Source organism: Aliagarivorans marinus DSM 23064, from assembly GCF_000429485.1.
Lineage (GTDB): Bacteria > Pseudomonadota > Gammaproteobacteria > Enterobacterales > Celerinatantimonadaceae > Aliagarivorans > Aliagarivorans marinus.
The window spans coordinates 92376-111876 of the sequence record NZ_AUBY01000017.1 but is presented as its reverse complement, the minus strand read 5'-3'; the positions used below and the strand labels follow the sequence as shown (position 1 = coordinate 111876).

Genomic DNA, 19501 nt, shown 5'->3' with positions numbered 1-19501 from the left:
AGCCCGCCACTGCCACTGTTGTGGTAATGGTCATCATGGTGGTGTGCATGGAAGAAAGCATAAACATAATTGAAAACATCCTATATTCTGAGCACTACCTTTAAACAGACGGGCGATTCTGTCAAGCTTTTTCCTAGCTAGCACTGGCCTTTCGTGTTCACTTACACCGCACGTTTTAGCGCGTTATCCTGCCTCCACTGCTTTTGTACCTGTGTCGCTAAACGAATATTTCAATAACGCAGGCTATGCTGCAGATGCGAGTTGGAACGCTTGTTTAAAATCTGCCATAGTCAATTTGCCGACTTGGAAAGGGATAACCAATGACAGACTCAATGGCCGATCAAGCAGCCCACGTTATGCTGCAGCGCTTCAATCGCTTTTATCAGTGCTTTCTCGATGTCACCCGCGGTGCTCAAGAGCGCTTCGAAGAGGCTAACTGGCTTGGTGTGCAACTAGCATCACGTGAGCGTATCCGCCTTTATGATCACCACGCCACTGAAGCACGTGCCGAGATAAAGGCTCTAACCGGCCACCTGCAGCGTAGCGACGCCTTCTCTGCCCAAGTGAAAACTGCCTACTCAGAGCTGCTCAAGCAGCACGATAACTTTGAAGTAGCGGAGTCGTTTTTTAACTCGGTCTACCAGCGTTTGTTCCACCATCGCTACATTCGTGAGGACCAACTGTTTATCCGCGCCCACCGCACCAGTCATTTAGTGGACTATCAGGCCATCCTGCATCACTTTGAAGGTAGCCAGCTGCAAGAACTACTACATGCACTCATCACCAGCTATCAGTTCGAGCTTCCCTTTGAAGACCTGCAACGAGATATTGCTTGGGTGGTCGCCAAGCTGGAGAAGCACCCCAGCATTGAGCAGGCTAAATGGCTGAAGCTAGATTTCGTTAAAGCGGTATTCTTTCGTAATAAAGGAGCCTATCTGATTGGCCGAATTGACTGTGGCGGAGAATCGGTGCCAATCGCCCTACCCATCTTGCATGGTGGAAAGAGCTTATATATCGACACCGTGCTCTCTTCCAGTGACGATGTCAGTATCTTGTTTGGCTTTGCCCGCTCCTATTTTATGGTGGATGCACCAGCCCCGCGGCGGATCGTGAACTTCCTAAAACTATTAATGCCCAACAAAACCGACTACGAGCTGTTTACCGCCATCGGCTGCCAAAAGCACGGAAAAACGGAGTTCTATCGCCACTACCTTTCTCATCTAAATAACTCCACTGACCAATTCGAGTTGGCACCGGGAATAAAAGGTATGGTGATGAGCGTGTTCACCCTGCCCTCCTACGATGTGGTATTTAAGATCATCAAGGATAAATTCACCCCGCCCAAGGAAGTCAGCCACGCCGTGGTCAAAGAGAAGTACCGCATAGTTAAGCAACATGACCGGGTTGGGCGGATGGCCGATACCCAAGAGTTCTCCAACTTCGACTTCCCATTAGAGCGCTTCAGCACCGAACTAATAGAAGAGCTACAAAAAGTGGCACCTTCTGCCCTGCAAATCGATGGTGACACCCTCACCATTAAGCACCTTTATACTGAGCGTAAGATGATACCGCTCAACATGTACCTTGATGATGCCGACGAAGCGCAAGCAAAAGCCGCCATTGAAGAGTACGGTAATGCCATCAAGCAGCTTGCTGCAGCCAACATCTTTCCAGGAGACATGTTGTTTAAAAACTTCGGTGTCACCCGCCATGGTCGGGTGATCTTTTATGACTATGACGAAATCTGCTACATGACTGAATGCAATTTCCGTGATATCCCACCTCCGCGTTACCCAGAGGACGAGTGGGCCGCAGAGCCTTGGTATTCAGTGGGCCCTAACGATGTGTTCCCCGAAGAGTTTGCCACCTTCTTAATGGGGCGGCCGCTGGTAAGAAAAGTGTTTAGCGAGGTTCATAGCGATCTGTTCAAGGCGGCTTACTGGCGCGACCGGCAAAAAAATATTGAAAAGGGTAAGTTTGAGGATGTGTTCCCTTATCGCAGGACGCAGCGCTTCCAAGCGAGATAGCAAACACTTACCAACGCAACATAACGAGCGCTAACGTACAAATAATTTGAACTTCCCCTATGATCTTTTGTCATGGATCGCCCATAATGATTGGTACCGCTCTGTTTAATCTATCAACAAAAGCTACCAACCAAGGAGGAAGGATGAACAAGCGCCGTTTTGCCCTGTTATGTCCGACCGCGTTGTTAGCGTGCATGGCATTATCTGCACAAGCAGAAGTGGTAAATCAGTTTGAAGTCACCATGACCGATCAGCTGCAGCTTCATAGCCGCACCCAAATCGACAATTGGTACGTGTCTGGCTACAACCGACTAAGCAACGAGCCTAGCGCTTCCCCCTATCAGTTAGAAGGCAGTGACCAGACTTGGTATTTCAACGGCGGTTATCAGCGCCCTATCTATCAAGAAGTTAACCTGTTTGTTGAGGCAGGGGTTAATTCCGAGTATCAAGACCTCGCCACCCAACGCGGTTTTAACGTAGCCACCGGGGTGAAATACCAAGCCAGTAGTAATCTGAGCGTTGCCTCTAAACTAACCTCAGTACACAAAGACAGCCAAGCGGGCTTAGAGCACAGCCTCGAGCTAAGCGGCTCCTACCAACTGCGCAATCGCTTTAATGTTGAAGCAAGCTACCAAATCGAGTCAGTTCGCGATACCGATGCTCAGCAAGTACAGCAGCAACTTCGTGTCGGACTAGGCTACCGCTTCTAAGCTCCTCTTAAATCAGCTTTTCCTTGCTTATGGCTATGCCGTTTAGGTCGGCATATAGATAAACTCCCGGCTCAATTATTACGCCATTTATCGCCACCGTTACATTGACCTCGCCAAGCCCTTTGCGCTCCGTCTTGATTGGGCAGGCACCGAGAGCTCGCACCCCCAATGGCATCGTCGAGATAGCTGCAACATCGCGGATTGCGCCGTTTATCACCACCCCCACCCAGCTATTCTCCACTGCGTTTGCGGCAATCAGATCGCCCATCAGCGCGCGGCGAAGGCTTGCGCCACCGTCAACCACCAGCACCTTGCCCTCTCCTTCTTGGGCTAACAGTTCCTTAACCCGGCTGTTATCTTCATAGCAACTTACTGTTACCACTTGGCCCTGGAAGTTATCGAGTCCGCCGAACACAGCAAAAGCACCCGCAATCAATTGCAGCTTGTCAGGGTATTCATCAAACAAATCGGGGAGAATATCGTCCATGAGCTCAATCCTATTTAGTACAAACGGAAGGTTAATAAGGCATTTCTAGTTTAGCCAATATAAACCGACCTATCCTTGCCTTACGGCGCTTCACACTATAGTTCTAGGGCATTTTCTGCACTAACCGAGTGTCGATGCTCAATAAGAAAGTACAGTGGAGAAATGGAGGGGGAAAACCTAGCTTAAGAAACTATTCAATAGATATCATAAGCTTATGTGACAGCCCTCAAGACTTAGCTCCCGCGTTTCACTTCGGAATATTTGATGATTTGGCCATTTGTTGTTTTTATTCATCAGAAACAAATAAATTTCGCAATAAGCCAGTTTTTCCGATTGATTTACATCAAAAGCAACTCAAATAGCGACGAATATGTTGTCGCAGAAAGTTGTTATGTCACTGTTAAGTTCATAGAATGGATGCCATTGTTGGAAGCCGTGCATATCGACAATCCCTTGAGTAAGTGGGGATAACCAAGATACGGCGAGAGGATGTTTTTGATGCGGCCTTGATGGACTTTACATTTCTGTAACAAATACCACCACCAGCCCATCCATCCGTAATATATTAACTATCGCAGATTTTAGAAATAGCATTGGGGAAGGCCATGACACCTAATATTCTTATCGTCGAGGACGAACTGGTCACTCGAAATACCCTGAAGAGTACCTTCGAAGCCGAAGGTTACAACGTATTCGAGGCCTCAGACGGTAACGAAATGAATGCGGCTCTGGAAGGGAACACCATTCACCTGATCATTATGGACATCAACCTTCCGGGTAAAAACGGACTGTTGCTAGCCCGCGAGCTTCGTGACCGCGAGCAGATTGCATTGATGTTCCTAACCGGACGAGATAACGAAGTCGATAAGATCCTTGGCCTGGAAATCGGCGCCGATGACTACATCACCAAGCCATTCAACCCACGTGAGCTGACCATCCGTGCGCGTAACCTGCTAAACCGTACCATCAACAGCCAAGGCGCTGCTGAAGATAAGGTTGTGGTTGAGCAATACCGCTTCAACGGTTGGGTGCTGGATATCAACAGCCGCTCGCTGATTAGCCCAAATAAAGAAGTGTACAAACTGCCTCGCAGCGAATTCCGCGCGATGCTGCACTTTGTGGAGAACCCAGGCCAAATCCAAAGCCGTGCTGAGCTTCTGAAGAAGATGACCGGCCGCGAGCTTAAGCCACACGACCGCACTGTTGATGTGACCATTCGTCGCATCCGTAAGCACTTCGAGTCGCTACCGGAAACCCCGGAAATCATCGCCACTATCCACGGTGAAGGTTACCGTTTTTGTGGTGAACTAGAGTAATTCAGGCTGTCAAAAAAACCTCGCTAGCTAGCGAGGTTTTTTTTGTCCTGTGACACGCAAATGACACTACAACACGCTATGCTCCTTGGTTGTATACCCAAGCTACCTTGCAAAAACCTAGCGAAATCAACACGCGAGGTAACTTCGGTATATGTGTTAAGACAACGCGAAAATGTAATTTGGCAAGCTTTTCAATGTAACGATGTGTAACTAATCGCAGAAAACTTGATTTCGCGACGTCTAATGTCGTTAATTTTTTACAAATCTAAAGTTTCATTCCTGTATAATGCGCGGGTTTTTGAAACGCATCCTGAGCGGAGATTTACTTCAATGAAGAAAACTAAGATTGTTTGTACCATTGGTCCAAAAACCGAGTCAGTAGAGATGCTGACTAAGCTGGTTGAGTCTGGCATGAACGTAATGCGCCTGAACTTCTCACACGGCGACTACGATGAGCATGGTCAGCGCATTAACAACCTGCGTGAAGTGGTTAAGAACACTGGTAAGAGCGCTGCTGTTCTACTAGACACCAAAGGTCCAGAAATCCGTACCATCAAGTTGGAAGGTGGGGAAGACGTTGCTCTGGTTGCTGGTCAAGAGTTCACTTTCACTACTGACCAAACCGTTATCGGCGACAAAGACCGTGTTGCTGTAACCTACCCTGGTTTTGCTACCGACCTGAGCGTTGGTAACATGATCCTGGTTGACGACGGCCTGATCGAAATGGAAGTTATCGCCATTTCTGATAGCGAAGTGAAGTGTAAAGTACTGAACAACGGTGACCTGGGTGAAAACAAAGGTGTTAACCTGCCAGGCGTTAAAGTTCAGCTGCCAGCATTGTCAGAAAAAGATAAGGGCGACCTTGTATTCGGTTGTGAGCAAGGCGTTGACTTCATCGCTGCTTCTTTCATCCGTAAGAAAGAAGACGTTCTGGAAATCCGCGAGCTGCTAAAAGCGAACGGCGGTGAGAACATCCAAATCATCTCTAAGATTGAGAACCAAGAAGGTGTTGATAACTTCGACGAGATCCTTGAAGCCTCTGACGGCATCATGGTAGCTCGTGGTGACCTGGGTGTAGAAATCCCAGTTGAAGAAGTAATCTTCGCGCAGAAAATGATGATTGAGAAATGTAACCGTGCTCGCAAGCTGGTTATCACTGCAACCCAGATGCTGGACTCAATGATCAAGAACCCACGTCCTACCCGCGCAGAAGCTGGTGACGTTGCCAACGCAATCCTGGACGGCACCGATGCAGTAATGCTATCTGGTGAGTCTGCGAAGGGTAAATACCCAGTAGAAGCAGTAAGCATCATGGCCACCATCTGTGACCGTACCGACGCTGTAATGCCTTCTAACCTGGATCCAGCACGCGACAGCGGCAAACTGCGCATCACCGAAGCGGTATGTAAAGGTGCTGTAGAAACTTCTGAGAAGCTGAGCGCGCCTCTGATTGTTGTTGCTACCCAAGGTGGTAAGTCTGCTAAGTCTGTACGTAAGTACTTCCCACAGGCGAACATCCTGGCTATCACCACCAACGACAAGACTGCTCGTCAACTGTGCCTGACCAAAGGTGTGGTACCTCACGTAGTTACCGATATCGAAAGCACCGATGCGTTCTACGCACTGGGTAAAGAGCTGGCTCTAGAGTCTGGTCTGGCTAACAAAGGTGACATCGTAGTGATGGTTTCTGGTGCCCTGGTTCCTTCAGGTACCACCAACACCTCTTCTGTTCACGTACTGTAATCTCAGTTACCGAACAGCAAAAAGGCCGCATCAGCGGCCTTTTTTATTGCCTTCAACCTAGCCCCAATTACCTTTGAGACAATTACCTTTGAGGCAATGGTGAGTGGGCTTGCAGGTGCGCCATGTCGTTGAGGATCGAGTCGATCTTCTCCAGACATAGGGCATCAAGATTCTCAGCACGCGGATAACGCGGCGCATTGCGATCATCCTCCCAATGGCTTACCCAGAACTCGGTCGAATGCAAAAACTCTCGGGCATAGTGCTCACTCACCTCCAGGCAGCCGCGCAGACACACATCCAGATAGCTTTGCAGGATCGGCGTCTCATCGGCTGGTCGCCACAGCTCTTTAGCAACATAGGTGTAGATCTTGGTTGCAGAGTGCGGCAGCGGGTCTAACAGCTCCAGCTGGTCTTGCGATAACAGCACACGGTTATAGTCGCACTCGCGTTGGTCCAAATCGTCAATAAAGCGTTCATCAAAGGGGATCAGCACCCCGTTCACACTGCTATCTTCACTCGGGCAGATCACCACCGCAGAGCGGTCCCCGACACTCTTCAGCCCTGACCAGTAACGCTGAAATCCTTTTAATCGCGCCGGATACGCATGCTCTCCGGGAAAGGTACGCTGGCGACAATCGGCATCGATTAAGCTGCCGTAGCCAAAAATATAAACCATCCTATTTCCTTGGTGATGTTTTTATCTACTTCATTATCCTGCTTCATTATGAGGTAAAACAGCGTATAACCGCCCTTAAAAACCCCCTCTCAATCAAAACAGGAATACGTTTTCATACAATCTAACGAAAATCCCGCCAGACAACTAGCCACTGTTCACCCAACTCAGTAACATGAGGCATCTCAATAAAATAAGTAAAGACATGGAAACGACAACCCGCAAAATGGCTGCGTCCAAACGCATTGCGTTGGTCGCGCATGATCATAAGAAATCCGCGCTAATTGAATGGTCTAAACTGCACAAGGCAGAGCTCGACAAGCACCAACTTTTTGGCACCGGCACCACCGGCACCCTACTGAGCCAACATGGCTTTGCGGTTGAGCCCCTGCTTAGCGGCCCAATGGGTGGCGACCAGCAGCTTGGCGCCATGATTGCCGAAGGCAAGATCGATGTGATGATCTTCTTCTGGGACCCACTCGATGCGGTGCCGCACGACCCCGATGTGAAGGCCTTATTGCGTTTGGCTGCAGTATGGAACATTCCCGTGGCAACCAACAAAGCAACGGCCGACATTCTGCTTGCCAGCCGTTATTTTGACCAAGAGTTTGAAGTGGAAGTACCCGACTACGCAGGCTACCTGAAAAAGCGCACCCAGTAGTTTGCTTGGAGCATGCGGCTAAGCCGCATGTTCACCATCGGCCTGTTCTTCCCCATTCGCCGACGTTTGCTCGGCACGGATCCTAAACAAACGGCCATTATGGGTGCGACTGGCTTGGTAGTCAGCTCGCAGAAACGGTGGACGTTTAGCTTTTAGCTGCTCCACGTGCTCCTCACTCAGCTTACCCACTGGGAGTCCCAGTGCGCGATAGCTCAGAAGCGGGCGCGCTTCCAAACTGATCATCAAATCAACCCGCGTGCGACCTTCAATCATCTGCCGAGGCTTAACTGGCGTTAGCACCCCGTTATCAATCAGGTTTACCACCGATGGCTCAAGCACCGGTAGGTTAAGTACGCTCTTGCGGGCAATCACAAACTCACGCAGTACCGCTCGCTCAGTATGATCGAGACAGGCAATCATCGAGCTAAGCTGTTGCATCTGCTTGCGGCTAAACCAGCTGCGCTTGGCAAACGAGGCCGCCAGCATCAAGCCACGACTCACAAAGAACGCGATACCCACGATTAGCCCAATCACAGCCAAGGTGTAACCCTGCCCTTCAAGCTTTTGGATATGCAGCACATTTTGGGGGATAAACAGCAGCATGGCACTGGCGATACTCAGCCACGCCACGACTACATCTAACGCTCCCCAGCGTAGGACAAAACGATTGATCGTTTCCATAGGCAAACTCCGTCAAAACGGTGACAATTCTTGTACAGAGTTAGCAAAGGGTGTGCCAAAGGCAATAAAGAGGGGTGGGCAGCGTCCCTGCCCGGCTGGTAAAGGAGGCAGATTACCAGCCGAAATGGCTCAATTGGTGACTACCAACCGAAGAATTCCTGATTATGGGTTCCAATCAGTAGTACCGCAGGAAAGAAGTACAAAGCACTGATTTTAAAGCCCAAAATTGCCAAACTGCCAACAGCAAATCGAACCAGAAAACGCTGAGTCCAACAGCCATTCAGTCGGCGAAGCAAAGATAACGCACGCATAACTCACCAAACAAAAAAGCATCAATATCAGACTAAAGTATATACAACTAAAGTCTAAGACTCAGCTCATTGGCAAAATCTGCGTGTAAGCTTTTTGTGACAGCGGTCACTCTTGTTCAGGCGCACGAACCAGGCTGGCAGCGGTCTTTAGCACGTCGATATCGGCCCCCGCTTTATGGGCATTCTCACTTAAGTGACGACGCCACGCGCGGGCGCCTGGGCAGCCCTGAAACAACCCCAGCATATGGCGAGTCACATGCTGCAGGCGGCCGCCACTGACTAAGTGCTTTTCGATATAGGGGATCATGGCGTCAACCACCTGATGGCGGGAGAGTCCTGGGTCCTGCTCGCCAAAAATCCGACTGTCGACCTCGGCCAGCAGGTAGGGATTCTGATACACCTCGCGGCCAAGCATCGCACCGTCAAGATGTTGTAGGTGCGCTTCCGCCCGCTCCAGGCTGGTAATTCCGCCGTTGACCGAGATATTCAGCTGTGGGTAGTCACGTTTGATCTGGTAAGCGCGCGGATAATCCAGCGGCGGAATATCGCGGTTCTCTTTCGGGCTCAAACCAGAAAGCCACGCCTTGCGAGCATGAATGGTAAAGTCTTTCACGCCTGCAGCAGCCACTTTATCGATGAAGGTGGTCAAAAACTCGTAAGAGTCTTGCTCGTCGATGCCAATACGGGTTTTCACGGTAACCGGAATGCTAACCGCATCGCCCATCGCCGCCATACATTCAGCCACCAAGTCCGGCTCGCCCATCAGGCAAGCACCAAAACGGCCGTTCTGTACCCGATCAGAAGGGCAGCCTACATTCAGGTTCACCTCGTCATACCCCAGCGCTTCGGCGCGCTTGGCACATTCCACCAGCTCAGCGGGATTCGAGCCCCCCAGCTGCAGCGCAACCGGATGCTCCGCATCGTTATAGCCCAGATAATCGCCCTTGCCATGGATAATCGCGCCAGTGGTCACCATCTCGGTGTACAGCAAAGTGTTGCGGCTCATCAAGCGATGAAAGTAGCGACAATGGCGATCAGTCCAATCAAGCATTGGGGCAACAGAAAAACGGGACGCGGGGTAATTCATGGCTTTCTCATCTGGGTACAAACAGGCCAGTTCGAGCACTGCGGATCACTCAAACTGGCTAAAAGGGCAGCGATTATACAACCAGAAACTGGAGAGACCAAGCGCCTGGCAACTCCCAATTATCGGCCACCGGCCACATCAATCACCGAGCCCGTCACATAGGAGGCCTCATCAGAGAGCAACCATGCGATAGATTGAGCGACCTCCTCTGGTGCGCCGCCGCGCTGCATGGGGATCTGCGGGGCCAAGCGCTTGACCCTGTCTGGCTCACCGCCGTCGGCATGCATCTCGGTATAGATAAAACCTGGTCTGACGCCGTTCACCCGTATCCCTCGCGCCGCCAGTTCCATGGCCAGCCCTTTGGTTAAGCTGTCCACCGCGCCTTTAGATGCGGCGTAGTCGATGTATTCAAAGGGAGAACCAGTTTTCGCGGCGGTTGAAGATACATTGACGATTGCCCCATAGTCACTAGCTCTCTGAACGAAGGCCTTGGCGCACAGAAAATAGCTGCCCACATTCACCGCCATCACTCGCTCAAAGCGCTGATAGTCAATCTCAGAGGTAGCCGCCTGAGTAAACAGCACACCGACATTATTTACCAGGTGAGTCACTTGGCCGTAGCGCTGAGTCACCGTCTCGAACAAGCGCTCTACCTCGGCCTCTTGTGACACATCCGCTTGCACGCAAAAGCCTTCGCCACCTGCCGCCAAGATCTGCTGCACCACTGCCTCGGCCCGCTCGCAGTGGCTAAGGTAGTTAACGCACACGCGATACCCTTGCTGAGCCAACAGCAACGCAGTCGCAGCGCCTATGCCTCGGCTAGCGCCGGTAATGATAACGACCTTGTTCATACACTCTCCTTAGGCTGACTATCAGCACGCGCAGTCAGGTTTACACTGTGCGTTTTATTCAGTCTAGCGAAGCATGATGAATAGCTAACAGCTGCTATCTTCCGCCTGATATCACCACTCGCTGATACTCTTTGGTAAACGCATACCGCGGAACCGATACCGTTCGAAAGCTATCGCTATCAGCAATATCCTGACTACAGCTTGGCCTTTCACCCTTAAGGGTCACCAAATAGAGTGCACTGCTTAGCAGTAACTCTTGGCTGTGTTTCTCAGCAAACAAGTAGTGGTATATACACGTTGGATCATCCCACTCCCCCTGATTCACACTGCTGGCAAAGCCACGCTTAGTGAGCTCATCAAGGCGCAGCGGGGCGACCGTTGCTAAGGGGTAGTCGTTTATATCAACCCAATGCAGCAGCAACCAATTACCTTGGCGCACCGCTGAATCTGGCTCATCCCAGCAATCAAACACTTCCCCGGGAATCTCCTCTTCATCCAGCTCTGTTAGCCAAGTCGGGGGGGCTGCTTCATCCCACAACAGGTATATGGTATGCGCCCAAAGATCACTGAACACCCCTATCTTGGGTTGCTCAATAACATATTTAAGGTCTTGCGAAAGCTTATCTATCATTGGCTCATCAATATCTAGTTAATACCAGTAAGCTATTGCTTCAATCGCCAGAAGCCAGAAGAGTGACGGATAGCTAAAACGACTGACTATATCCTTGGGGTAACTGCAGCGAGCCATCATCCTTCACCACCAGCTCCATCGGGCTTTTCTCGCGAGCTTGCTGCTCTACCTGCGCGTTGTATGCCGCTGATAGCTCATCAATATGGTAGCGCAATGACACGTATACCGGATGGGTGTAGAGCTGTTCGAACTGGAAGGTAATGTCGCGGTAGCCGGTGTCGGTTTGGTTCTTCGAGGAGGAGTCTTTTTTGCGATAGATCTTATCGAAACTCACCACTTGCCCGGTCACCCGCTCGCTACGAGGCGCTATCTTCATTAGTGTGCGAGGAGCGCCATGAAACTTCGCCCACAGCGCGTGAAATCCCACTTCAATCAGCAGGTGAACAATCAGATAAACCATCAAGCCCATCACTGCCACAACCGGATGAATGCCAAGGGGCCGCAGTAAATAGTTCAATATCTCTTCTGGGTTCATTCCGGCAACCGGGAGCTCCGGCAGGTAGACACTGATGACACAGCTCACCGCGCAAATCAGCCCGGTCACCACTAGCGCCGCCATGTAGCAACACAGCAGCGCATAGAGCAGTATGCCTGGCAGCGATAGCGCTCTGCGATTGACTACCCGCCCCTTCCATAAGCCTTTGATTCGATCGCTGGTAACGCCAAGTGCCTCAAACGAGTAATTCAAGTAGGCATCGGAGCGGCCAGTAAACAGTGCCCTGGGCGTTTTATAGTCGACATAGGTGCCTTCTCGCGTATAGCGATTACCGAGGTACATCACGCACACCGCCCGGCCAAATAGGCTTAAATAGATCCGCTCAAGGAGGTTAAGCACACCGCTGCAAAAAAACAGGCTGGATAGTACAAATAGCAGGTTGATGATGATGTACATGGGCGTTTCTACCTGACCAAATGCGCCAAACCACTGCAGCAGCGTCGGCCAGGTATCGAGGCCAAAAAACAGCTGCATGCTGGCATCGAGCAGCCATAGATAAAGCGCGATAGAACACAGAGCAAAAACAATCAGCATAGGGTCATCCAGTAACCATGCTTGGCAGCGCTGCCACCAAGCAAACTCCAGTTACCCCAATACTATCGGCTGCTCACTTCAAGCCATTGATAAAACGCAATAAAAGCTTGCGTTGAGCCGAGCGCTCTAGCCAGATATACCGCTAAAGCGGACCCGCTGCCTACCTTGCTGTTTGTCGAGTTCGACACGCTCAGCCTTAAAGTAATAAGGTCGCAGCAGCTTGGTAAGTTCATCGCTTAACGCTTGCGGCTGAATCGCAAAGTAGAGGGTTGCTGGCTGTTGCTGGTGCTGGCTCGCACCAAGGTAGGCGATCAAGGCATGCTCGGCCCCGTGATAGCCGTTCTTCCAGTGGTGCAACTTGGCTGCCTGTGTCCCGTAGGGATAGGGCAGGATGCCGCCATGTTCGTGGTCGACCATCGCGCTTAGCCAGGTGCCATAGGTGTAGCGCAGGTAATCATTCATGCTGGGGTCGCTAAACGCCAGAGTTTGCGCGGCTTGGTCGAGCTCGGCATACTGCCACCACGATGCGCCCTCGCTGTGCTCGGTGGCGTTCCAAAAACCCACCTCGGTGTTGGGGTCCATACCATGGTCGTCCGGCAAGATATCCATCAACTTAAACTGCGCGTAGGCGCGCTCTAACACCGCATACATACCCTGCTCGGCGATATCGCGCTGGTCGTCAAGCCCCAGCTCTGCCGCCGCCAGATACAGCATCCAATACGCCTTGATGGTGTGCCCCCAATCGCCATGGCGCCCGGTGGTCGTTTTGCCGCTGGGGTGATGCAGATAACCATAGAAACGCAGCTCTTGCTCGTTGTGATACTGGCTAAGTAACACCTCGCTGAGCCAGGCTAAATCCTCGCGCCACTGCGCCGCATAAGGCTCAGGCAGCAGCGGCAACATCAGCAGCATGTAGGCGTTGATTTGATCGAGTTGCGCCACCAGCTCTAGCTGACCGGTAGTGTTATCGGCGCTATCCTCCAACACCCATAGCAACTGATTATGTTGCTCACTGCGATAGTGGCTAAAGATATAGTCCTTAAGCTTAAGGATATCGGCCAACACCGCGTCATCACGCGTCAGGTAGTAGTAAAAGGCCAACCCGAGTTGGGCATAGGACAAGTCTTGGGTAGTGCCTTGTGCCAGACTCAAACCCGGCTGACCATCGCTATCTAAATAGCTGTAGGCTCCGCCCTCTTCGCTCAACATATTGTCCCGCAGGTAATCGACGCCTGCTTTGGCGGCAGCCAAGGCCTTTGGGTTACCAGTCATATGAAAGATTACGCCATAGGTATAGATCTGCCGCGACAACATTCTGGTGTACTGACGCCCCAAACTGTCCTGCAACCAGCTCGCTTGCAGCTCCGGACAAAGGTCGGAGAGGTCGGCCGTTTGACTATCGTTACACAGGTAGGTGGGAAAGCTACCTACAGGATCGCCCAAAGGACCGGGCTGCAGATAAAAGCGCGCAATGTCCTGTTCGATATGCTGCAGCCACTGCTGCGCACTTGGAAGGACGGGGTCAACAAGAGGGGTTACTGGCGCAGCCATACTGCTGGAGCAGCACAGCCACAGGCCCGCGAGTATCGAGGCTAGTTTTCGCATCATCATTTCCCTTTACAACGCTGTTTATCGTTTTATCAGGTCAGATTATCATCACCATAGAGGGCCGATTATGCGATGTATCAAAAATGAACAACTCGCAGGGACTAGCGGCGTAGCTGTTTGATAAATCGGATCTTACTGTTATCAGTGCTGCCGTTATCCTCGTAGCCACAGATCTGATAGCCACTGGCAAGTAACAGCTGCAGCATCGGCGGATACTTGTTCATCGATTTCACGCTGACCCACTGATAGCCCTGCTCCAGCGCCCACGCCTCTTGCCGCTCTCGCAGTATGGTTGCGATACCGCGTTTACGAAAAGCCGGTACAACACCGCCTAGCCAACTGTAGAACTCACGGTCATCGATGTGATAGCCCGCTTTGTAGGCCACCGGCTTGCCGTCACAGCAGGAAACTAAGATAAGGCTTGTAACGCCTTGCAATCGTGATAGGAGCTTTTCTTTGGAGGTTTTCCGTTCAAACTCTGGTATCGCTTGGTCGAGCTCAATAATCTCTTCAATGGTTCCAGTTCGGACGGTGACAGTGGAAGAATGGAGGATCATTGGGTACTCCCATAGTACGAGGGGAACGATAAAACTGTAGGTCACATTTTCGATGATTCGCTCCAACAAACCAAGCCCGCTTTTCAGTCCCTATTTAGCCACAGGACTAGTCACTGTCCCTGCTACCCAAAACTCATTTTCCCGCGCCTGCACTTGCTCAGCCAGAAAGTCGACAAAGCAGCGAATGCGGGCTGTACGACGTAAGTCACGGTGCAGTAGTAGCCAGATACTGCGATAGGGTAAAGGCTTTTGAAATGGTGCGCGCACCAGCCCGGGATGACGATCGCCCAAGTTGCAAGACAGATACGCCATCCCCAGCCCAGCGGCAGCCAGAGACACCAACGGCACCAGCTCGGATACCCGGTGCTTTAAGGTGGCCTTGGGGTAGAAGCTCTCCTTGAGCCATTGGGCGGTGACATCTCCTTCCGGTTCGTGCCAGCCGATAAAGTGCAGCCCTTCTCCCTGATTATCCTTAACCCGCTCAGCATACTCTCTGGAGCAGTAGGCCGCCTGAGACATCTGCACCAGGCGGCGACCCACCGCATCGTCGAACACCTCATTGGCGACTCGCACCGACACATCGGCCTCACGCCGGCTCAAGTTGGCAATGTCATTGCCAAACTGCAGGTTGAGAGTGATATCGGGATAACGTGTTGAGAATAGCGCGAAGTCATCCATCAGTGAGGTCAGGGCCATCCCATGGGGCAGCGACACACATACTGTACCAACGGGGTCGGCATCTTTGCCCACGATAAAGCGCGATGCGGCGGTCATCTCCTCCTCCATCCGCTGGGCATAGGGCAATAACTCCTCGCCAATCTGGGTCAATACCAGGCCTTGCTTGGAGCGGTCGAACAAGCGGCTGCCAATGCGCTGCTCCATCACCGAGAGGCGCCGCGTCATCGTGGTGTGATTTACCGCAATGGCTTGTGCCCCACCGCGTAGGGTGCCGGCCCGAGCCACTGCCAGAAAGAACTTGAGATCGTCCCAGTTAAACGCGTAGCTGTCCTTGTTGAGCATGCCAATCCTTGGTTCATTTTTGAAACACCATGTCCACTTTTACCTATCTACAGCGCATTTTTCAACGGTGATAACGTTAACCACGTCGCTACAGAAACAGCTAAAGGAGACAGCATGAAAACCATCAAGACCGTGCTAATCACTGGCGCAAATGCAGGGATTGGCTTTGAATCAGCGCGGCAACTCGCGTTCGAAGAAGGCATCAGCAAAATCTATCTAGGTTGCCGCAGCCAGCATAAAGCCCAGCTCGCCAAGCAACAGTTAGTCGAGGCCACTGGCAAAGACATCTTCGAGGTACTGATCATCGATGTGGCCGATGCCCAATCGGTGCGCGAAGCAGTCCAGCGGCTCAGCACCCCCATCGACGCGGTGGTGCTAAATGCAGGCGGAACCGGTGGACAAACCCCTAACCAACTGACCGCCGACGGCGTTACCACCATATTTGCAGCCAATGTGCTGGGCCACTCAGTGTTAGTGGATGAGCTAATCAAACGCCAATTGGTCACCTCCACCATTCTGTATGCCGGCTCAGAAACTGCCCGCGGCGTTCCTAAGATGGGCGTGGCCAAGCCCCAGTTGAAAGATGCCTCGGTAGAAGAGTTTACTGCCATTGCCAATGGCCGCAAGTTTGGCGCAAAGGCTGATCCACTAGATATCTACGGCACCATTAAGCTCACAGGCACCCTTTGGATGAGCTCGATGGCCCGGCAACACCCACACCTGCGTTTTATCACCATGAGCCCCGGCGGTACCACTGGCACTAATGGCATGGACGACCTGCCATTTATGAAGAAGCTGTTTTTCAAATACATCGGCGAGCTGATAATGCCAATGCTCGGCATGATGCACAGTGTCGATAAAGCCGCCAAGCGCTATTTAGATGGGCTGTTCGACCCTCGCTTTGAAACCGGCCAGTTCTATGCCAGTCAAGCGGGTTCCCCAACCGGACCAGTGGTAAATCAACTCAGCTTAGAGTCATCGCTTGGTGATGTTAGCGCTCAAGACAACGCCCGCTACGCCATTGAGCAGTTCTCGCACGACCGTCTTTAATACAAGGAGAAACCCATGGATACAATGCTGCAAATACTGGTCATTCTGGCAACCATAATGCTAAGTGGCCTGGGTGTAATGTCGATGCTTGCCCCACACAAGATGCTCAGCAACTTTGCCCTGCAACCGTCAGGTAACGCCGGTTTAAACACCATTCGTTCGGTGATTGGCGGGCTGTTCATCGCCTGCGCCAGCGCGCTGATCTTAGGTCTCACCCAAGGACTAGTTGCGGGCTACTTGTTGGTTGCCCTAGTGATGGCGGCTGTCGCCTTTGGCCGGGTCCTAGGATTGGCCATCGACGGCTTTGAAAAAGCGGTGCTTCCACCACTGATATTGGAGCTGGCGATCATCGCTGTACTAGGTTTTGGGTATCTGTCGGCAACGAGCGCTGTCTAGCGCTCGGCCTTTTGAGGGTGTACCAAACACGGCAGCCCCATTGGTATCAGCTCAGGCTGATAAGCGCTGCCGCATTCAATCCCTCGCCCAGCAACGCTATACTGGGCCCCCAAAATAGTTATCCGCTCCCCTCTGTGAAGGACCTATAACAACAACATGCGCCAACAACCCAACCTCCCCATCTTCGCCCTAGAACAGCAAATCAAAGCCCGCCTCCCCAAGCAACACTTAGTGGTTGAGGCGGCAACCGGCTCGGGTAAGTCGACCACCTTGCCACTTTGGGCAGCGGAAACTGGGCGAGTGTTGGTAGTACAGCCGCGGCGGATTGCTTGTGAGGCTTTGGCGGGATATGTGGCGACACTGACCGACAAAAAGGTGGGCCACGCAATCCGCTTTTTCTCGGATGTGGATGAGCGCACCGATATCGCCTTTGTCACACCGGGGATTGCGCTGCGTTGGCTAAGTGAAAACCAGCTACGCGATTTCGATACGCTGATCCTCGATGAGTTCCACGAGCGGCGCTGGGATACTGACTTGCTGCTGGCGCTGTGCCGCGATAGCCATCTGCGTTTACTGGTAACCTCGGCAACCTTGAATGCACAGGCTTTGCAGCACTACCTAAGCGCCGAGCAGCTATGCGCCGAAGGGCGGCAGTTTGAGGTTAGCCTGCACTACGCGGCAAGAGAATCTCATCACTTACCGGATGGGCGGAACCTCGCCGAGCGCTGTGCGGAGCAAGTACGCGCCAACCTTGAAGCTACCGCCGGCGATGTGCTGGTGTTCTTGCCCGGGCGCGGCGAGATCAACAGCTGTGCCCAGCAGCTTAGCCAACTTGATTGCCCGGTGCTGCCGCTGCACTCAACCATTAGTGACAGCGAGCGGCAGCGTATTCTCAAGCCCAGCCCGCAGCAGCGAGTGATTCTGGCGACCAACGTAGCCGAAACCAGCTTGACCATTCCCGGGGTTACGCTGGTGATCGACTCCGGATTAGAGCGGCGCACCGAACAGCGCAATGGCCGCACCGTGCTCAGCTTGAAGCGTATCTCTCAGGCCAGTGCCCAACAACGGCGGGGCCGTGCCGGTCGAACCGCGCCCGGGCATTGCATCCGTTTGTGGGGCGAGTTCGCACCGTTAGAGGCGCAAACACCGCCGCAGCTACAGCGCGAAGAACTGTTAGAGCCGCTGCTACACGCCGCTGCCGTAGGCAAGCAGCTATCCGAGTTAGACTTTATCGAAGCGCTACCGAGTAAAGCCCTCGGCATCGCCGGTGAGCGAGCGCTACAAATGGGCGCGACCGACGAAAATGGTAAACTCAGCGCCCATGGCAGCCGCTTACTCAAAGTGGGTATAGATAGCTTCTTCTCCCACCTTATCAGCCTGATGCCCGACACGCATACCCGCGAGGCGATGGTGGATATTGGCGCTGCCCTGAGCACGCCGCAGCGGCTCTATAGCCCGCCGTCGGAGCTCGATTGGGAGAAGGTGTTTAATCAATGGTTACCCAGCTATTGCGAGGCTACCGCGATTATCCAGCTGATGCGCACTGGTGAAGAGCATTGGCCGCAAGAACTTGAGGTCAACCGCGATGCGCTGCGTCAGGCGCGCGAGTTGGCCGCGCAGCTACGGCAAAGCCTTGGGCTTGCCAAGCTTAACAAGGCCAGTACTTACCAAAGAAATGCGTTGATCAGCGCCCTTTTGACTCATGCCCCCGAGCTGGCCTTTGTCCGGCGTGAACGTCGCCGCAATGCCATGGGCAACGGCCAACTGGAGATCCAGATCGCCCGTGACAGCATTATTCCTGAGCTCTGCGAGGCGGCCATCGTGCTCGATTACTTCTCGCTACCCGGCAAAGGCAGCAAGCAACTCAATACTCTTGGCCTGTGTATGATGCCGCTACGTTTGGACGATCTGATGCGCCATCAGCTCGGAGAAACCGAGGCCATCGATGGCAGCCTAAGCGAGGGTGGCGCACAAGTGATCCGCCGCTATGCCGGTCGAGAAATCGGTCACGAGCAGCAAGCCCTCAGCCCCGACGCACTATGCCAACAGCTAAGCCGCGAGATCTTGGCCAACCGACTGTTCAAAGGCCTCGGTGCAAGTCTGCGCGACGATATCGGCGCCTGGAACCTCTGGGTGCAGCTAGGCGAGAAGCATGGTGGCGGTGAGGGTGAGCCGGTCGATGCCGAGCAGTGGCTTTATCAGCAGCTAAGCGCCTTGGGCTGTGAAAGCCATGCGGATGTAGAGCTGCTGGATGCCGATGACTTTGCCTTTGCCGGCATTCCCGACTGGCAGCGCGAGGGCTTCGATGAGGCCTACCCGCGCAGTTTAGTGTTGGCGGAGCTAAAACTGGATGTGGAGTATTTGCCGCTACGCCGTCAGGTGGTGGTGCATTATCGCAGCGGTTTACGCAAAGACGGCCCCAAGCGTTGGGAGTTGCCGCGCTGGAACGGCTGGAAGATCATCTATCAAAAGGCCAGCAAGCGAGTGACGCTGAATTAGCCTTGATAGCTTCACAAAACCCCTATCTCTGAGAACGATTTGCAAGCACAGCTATTGGCTGAACGCACAAGCGCAACTACCATAGGCGGGTTTTCCCATAACA

At 52.6% G+C, this 19501-nt stretch carries 18 protein-coding genes; 8 read left to right on the top strand and 10 right to left on the bottom strand.

What is annotated here, in order from left to right; translation table 11 throughout:
* Window positions 1–320 precede the first annotated feature (320 nt).
* Together aceK and G461_RS0108115 are read left to right on the top strand one after the other, a co-directional pair.
* Complete coding sequence (gene aceK / locus G461_RS0108120; protein ID WP_035479776.1) at window positions 321–2027, top strand: bifunctional isocitrate dehydrogenase kinase/phosphatase; 1707 nt, start codon at window positions 321–323, stop codon at window positions 2025–2027.
* Between the two features lie 143 nt (window positions 2028–2170).
* Window positions 2171–2737 (top strand): DUF481 domain-containing protein, encoded by a 567-nt coding sequence (locus G461_RS0108115; protein WP_026971465.1) that lies wholly within the window; start codon window positions 2171–2173, stop codon window positions 2735–2737.
* Window positions 2738–2744: 7 nt separating this feature from the next.
* Here the strand turns inward: G461_RS0108115 and G461_RS0108110 are convergent, their stop codons facing one another.
* On the bottom strand, window positions 2745–3224 hold the full coding sequence (locus G461_RS0108110) for a putative 4-hydroxy-4-methyl-2-oxoglutarate aldolase (RefSeq protein WP_026971464.1): 480 nt from the start codon (window positions 3222–3224) through the stop codon (window positions 2745–2747).
* A 605-nt stretch (window positions 3225–3829) separates the two neighbouring features.
* Between G461_RS0108110 and arcA the strand changes: the two genes are divergently transcribed.
* Both arcA and pykF read left to right on the top strand, forming a co-directional pair.
* Window positions 3830–4540: a two-component system response regulator ArcA gene (arcA, locus tag G461_RS0108100; protein WP_026958273.1), complete on the top strand. Its 711-nt coding sequence runs from the start codon at window positions 3830–3832 to the stop codon at window positions 4538–4540.
* A gap of 330 nt (window positions 4541–4870) precedes the next feature.
* Window positions 4871–6283 carry a pyruvate kinase PykF gene (gene pykF / locus G461_RS0108095; RefSeq protein WP_026971463.1) on the top strand — a complete coding sequence of 471 codons (1413 nt, stop codon included), beginning with the start codon at window positions 4871–4873 and terminating at the stop codon, window positions 6281–6283.
* Window positions 6284–6365: 82 nt separating this feature from the next.
* Here the strand turns inward: pykF and G461_RS0108090 are convergent, their stop codons facing one another.
* Window positions 6366–6959, bottom strand: coding sequence for a gamma-glutamylcyclotransferase family protein (locus G461_RS0108090; RefSeq protein WP_026958275.1), 594 nt, complete (start codon window positions 6957–6959; stop codon window positions 6366–6368).
* A gap of 202 nt (window positions 6960–7161) precedes the next feature.
* Here G461_RS0108090 and G461_RS0108085 point away from each other — a divergent pair, with 202 nt between their 5' ends.
* Window positions 7162–7617, top strand: a complete 456-nt coding sequence (locus tag G461_RS0108085; protein ID WP_026958276.1) for a methylglyoxal synthase — start codon at window positions 7162–7164, stop codon at window positions 7615–7617.
* 18 nt (window positions 7618–7635) lie between these two features.
* Here G461_RS0108085 and G461_RS23705 read toward each other — a convergent pair whose 3' ends face one another.
* The 8 genes from G461_RS23705 to G461_RS0108045 all read right to left on the bottom strand — a co-directional run bounded on the left by G461_RS23705 (window position 7636) and on the right by G461_RS0108045 (window position 15453).
* A complete protein-coding gene (locus tag G461_RS23705; RefSeq protein WP_051326574.1) occupies window positions 7636–8298 on the bottom strand; it encodes a super-infection exclusion protein B in 663 nt (220 codons plus the stop codon).
* A gap of 417 nt (window positions 8299–8715) precedes the next feature.
* Entirely contained in the window at window positions 8716–9696 is a 981-nt protein-coding gene (dusA, locus tag G461_RS0108075; protein WP_026971462.1) for a tRNA dihydrouridine(20/20a) synthase DusA, read from the bottom strand.
* A 119-nt stretch (window positions 9697–9815) separates the two neighbouring features.
* A complete protein-coding gene (locus tag G461_RS0108070) occupies window positions 9816–10547 on the bottom strand; it encodes a glucose 1-dehydrogenase (protein ID WP_026958277.1) in 732 nt (243 codons plus the stop codon).
* A 94-nt stretch (window positions 10548–10641) separates the two neighbouring features.
* On the bottom strand, window positions 10642–11178 hold the full coding sequence (locus G461_RS0108065; protein ID WP_026958278.1) for a hypothetical protein: 537 nt from the start codon (window positions 11176–11178) through the stop codon (window positions 10642–10644).
* 73 nt (window positions 11179–11251) lie between these two features.
* Window positions 11252–12268, bottom strand: coding sequence for a hypothetical protein (locus G461_RS0108060; RefSeq protein ID WP_026958279.1), 1017 nt, complete (start codon window positions 12266–12268; stop codon window positions 11252–11254).
* A 126-nt stretch (window positions 12269–12394) separates the two neighbouring features.
* Window positions 12395–13873, bottom strand: a complete 1479-nt coding sequence (locus G461_RS0108055) for an AGE family epimerase/isomerase (RefSeq protein WP_051326575.1) — start codon at window positions 13871–13873, stop codon at window positions 12395–12397.
* A 104-nt stretch (window positions 13874–13977) separates the two neighbouring features.
* Window positions 13978–14433, bottom strand: a complete 456-nt coding sequence (locus G461_RS0108050) for a GNAT family N-acetyltransferase (protein ID WP_035476993.1) — start codon at window positions 14431–14433, stop codon at window positions 13978–13980.
* 90 nt (window positions 14434–14523) lie between these two features.
* Window positions 14524–15453, bottom strand: coding sequence for a LysR family transcriptional regulator (locus tag G461_RS0108045; RefSeq protein WP_026958282.1), 930 nt, complete (start codon window positions 15451–15453; stop codon window positions 14524–14526).
* A 114-nt stretch (window positions 15454–15567) separates the two neighbouring features.
* Between G461_RS0108045 and G461_RS0108040 the strand changes: the two genes are divergently transcribed.
* The 3 genes from G461_RS0108040 (at window position 15568) to G461_RS0108030 (ending at window position 19398) form a co-directional block, all read left to right on the top strand.
* Complete coding sequence (locus G461_RS0108040; protein WP_026971461.1) at window positions 15568–16503, top strand: SDR family NAD(P)-dependent oxidoreductase; 936 nt, start codon at window positions 15568–15570, stop codon at window positions 16501–16503.
* Between the two features lie 15 nt (window positions 16504–16518).
* Window positions 16519–16899, top strand: coding sequence for a DUF4345 family protein (locus G461_RS0108035; protein WP_026958284.1), 381 nt, complete (start codon window positions 16519–16521; stop codon window positions 16897–16899).
* A gap of 156 nt (window positions 16900–17055) precedes the next feature.
* Window positions 17056–19398 carry a helicase-related protein gene (locus G461_RS0108030; protein WP_026971460.1) on the top strand — a complete coding sequence of 781 codons (2343 nt, stop codon included), beginning with the start codon at window positions 17056–17058 and terminating at the stop codon, window positions 19396–19398.
* Window positions 19399–19501: the final 103 nt, after the last annotated feature.